Below are 2,185 nucleotides of genomic sequence, written 5' to 3'. Positions count from 1 at the left end.
CGGCGTTCAAGCCGATCGTCTATGAAACCGCGGTGGAGAATGGCCTGACCCCGGCAACGATCCTCGTCGACGCGCCGTTCTGCGTTTATCAGGGCGCGGGCCTGGGCAATAAATGTTTCAAGAATTTTGACGCGAGCTATGCCGGTCCCAAGACGATGCGGTGGGGCGTCGAGCAGTCGCGCAACCTGATGACTGTCCGCGCCGCATCGCAGACCGGCATGGACAAGGTCGTCGAGACCGCCGCCAAGCTGGGCGTCGGCAAGGGCCGCTTCCCGACCTATCTGTCGATCGCGCTGGGGGCGGGCGACGTCACCGTGGCGCAGCTGGTCAACGCCTACGCCATCCTCGCCAACGGCGGGAAACAGGTCAAGCCGACGCTGATCGACTATGTCGAAGACCGCAACGGCAAGCTGATCTATCGCACCGACAATCGCTGCGAGTTGATGGGCAATTGCAGCGCCGCCGATTGGGACGGCAAGCCGATGCCGCGCCCGCCCGCCAATCAGCGCCAGTTGCTCAATCCGCAGGCCGCCTATCAGATGGTCCATATCATGGAAGGCGTGATCGAGCGCGGCACCGCGACCACGCTGCGCGACCTCAACCGGCCGATGTTCGGCAAGACCGGGACGACCTCCGGCCCGACCAATGTCTGGTTCGTCGGCGGCACCCCCGAAGTCGTCGGCGGCGTCTATCTCGGCTACGACCAACCGCGCAGCCTGGGCGGCTATGCCCAGGGCGGACGCATTGCGGCACCAATCTTCAAGCAATTCGCGACCAAGGCGTTCGCCGGCCTACCGCCAGTGCCGTTCCTCGCCCCGCCGGGCATCCGCATGGTGCGCATCGACCGCATCACCGGCAAGCGCGTGTTCGGCACCTTCCCGACCACCGAGGACCCCAAGTCGGCGGTCATCTGGGAAGCGTTCCAGCCCGAAACCGAGCCGCGCCGGACCTATCGTCGGGGCGACGAACTGGCCCAGGGCGAAGCCGGGGTCGAGGGCACGGCCGGTCTGGCAGCAACTGCGACCGCTCGCCGTGCGCCGCCCAAGGCCAAGCCGAAGCCCAAGCCCGCCGCCGACGATTTCTTGCAACGGCAGGGCGGCATCTACTAGGCCGCTGGCACGACCGCTCTTCCGAGGAACACCCCATGCGCGCCGAAGCGCAAGCCCACGTCGATCAGATCAACGCCGCCACCGCGCTGCTGCGCCGCTTCCTCGATTGGGATCGCGCACATCGCCGGCTCGACGAGTTGAACGCGAAGGTCGAGGATCCGACGCTGTGGGACAATCCCAAGGCGGCGCAGGAGGTGATGCGCGAGCGCCGCCGCCTCGACGAGGCGATCGCCGCCACGCGCAAGATCGAGACCGAGCTGACCGACACGGTCGAGCTGATGGAGATGGCCGAGGCCGAGGGCGATGTCGGCCTGGTCGACGATGCAGTGAGGGCACTCGCCGATCTCGCGGAAAGCTCGGAACGTGACAAGGTCGCCGCGCTGCTGGCGGGCGAGGCCGACGCCAACAACAGCTATATCGAGGTCAACGCCGGCGCCGGCGGGACCGAGAGCCAGGACTGGGCGGGGATGCTGCAACGCATGTACTCGCGCTGGGCCGAACGCCACGGGATGAAGGTCGAGCTGGTCGACTTCCACTCGGGCGAGCAGGCCGGGATCAAGTCGGCGACGCTGCTGGTCAAGGGCGAGAACGCCTATGGCTATGCCAAGACCGAAAGCGGCGTCCACCGCCTGGTCCGCATCAGCCCCTATGACAGCGCCGCCCGCCGCCACACCAGCTTCGCCAGCGTATGGGTCTATCCCGAGGTCGACGACGACATCGACATCGAGATTAACGAGAGCGACCTCAAGATCGACACGTTTCGGGCGAGCGGCGCGGGCGGCCAGCACGTCAACACCACCGACAGCGCGGTTCGCATCACCCATCTGCCGACCAACATCGTCGTCCAGTGCCAGAACCAGCGCAGCCAGCACAAGAACAAGGCCGAGGCGATGAAGCAGCTCAAGGCGCGGCTCTACGAAGCCGAGCTTCAGCGGCGCGAGGCCGAGAGCAACAAGACCGAGGCGGCCAAGACCGACATCGGCTGGGGCCACCAGATCCGCAGCTACGTCCTGCAGCCCTATCAGCTGGTCAAGGACCTGCGCACCGGCGTCATTTCGACCGCCCCGGCGGATGTG

The 2,185-nt window shown here is 66.6% G+C and carries 2 protein-coding genes; both read left to right on the top strand.

Annotation, left to right across the window (positions count from 1 at the left end):
• The coding region (locus tag RMN84_RS03855; protein ID WP_309610888.1) for a penicillin-binding transpeptidase domain-containing protein at nt 1-1,109 on the top strand (1,109 nt) is incomplete at its 5' end.
• Between the two features lie 35 nt (nt 1,110-1,144).
• Nucleotides 1,145-2,185: peptide chain release factor 2 (prfB, locus tag RMN84_RS03850; RefSeq protein WP_309610887.1), on the top strand; the 1,041-nt coding region annotated here is incomplete at its 3' end.

Origin of the sequence: Sphingomonas sp. (assembly GCF_031380695.1) — a bacterium.
GTDB lineage: Bacteria > Pseudomonadota > Alphaproteobacteria > Sphingomonadales > Sphingomonadaceae > Sphingomicrobium.
The sequence above is the reverse complement of the archived record's forward strand: the minus strand, read 5'-3'. Positions and strand labels throughout refer to the sequence as shown.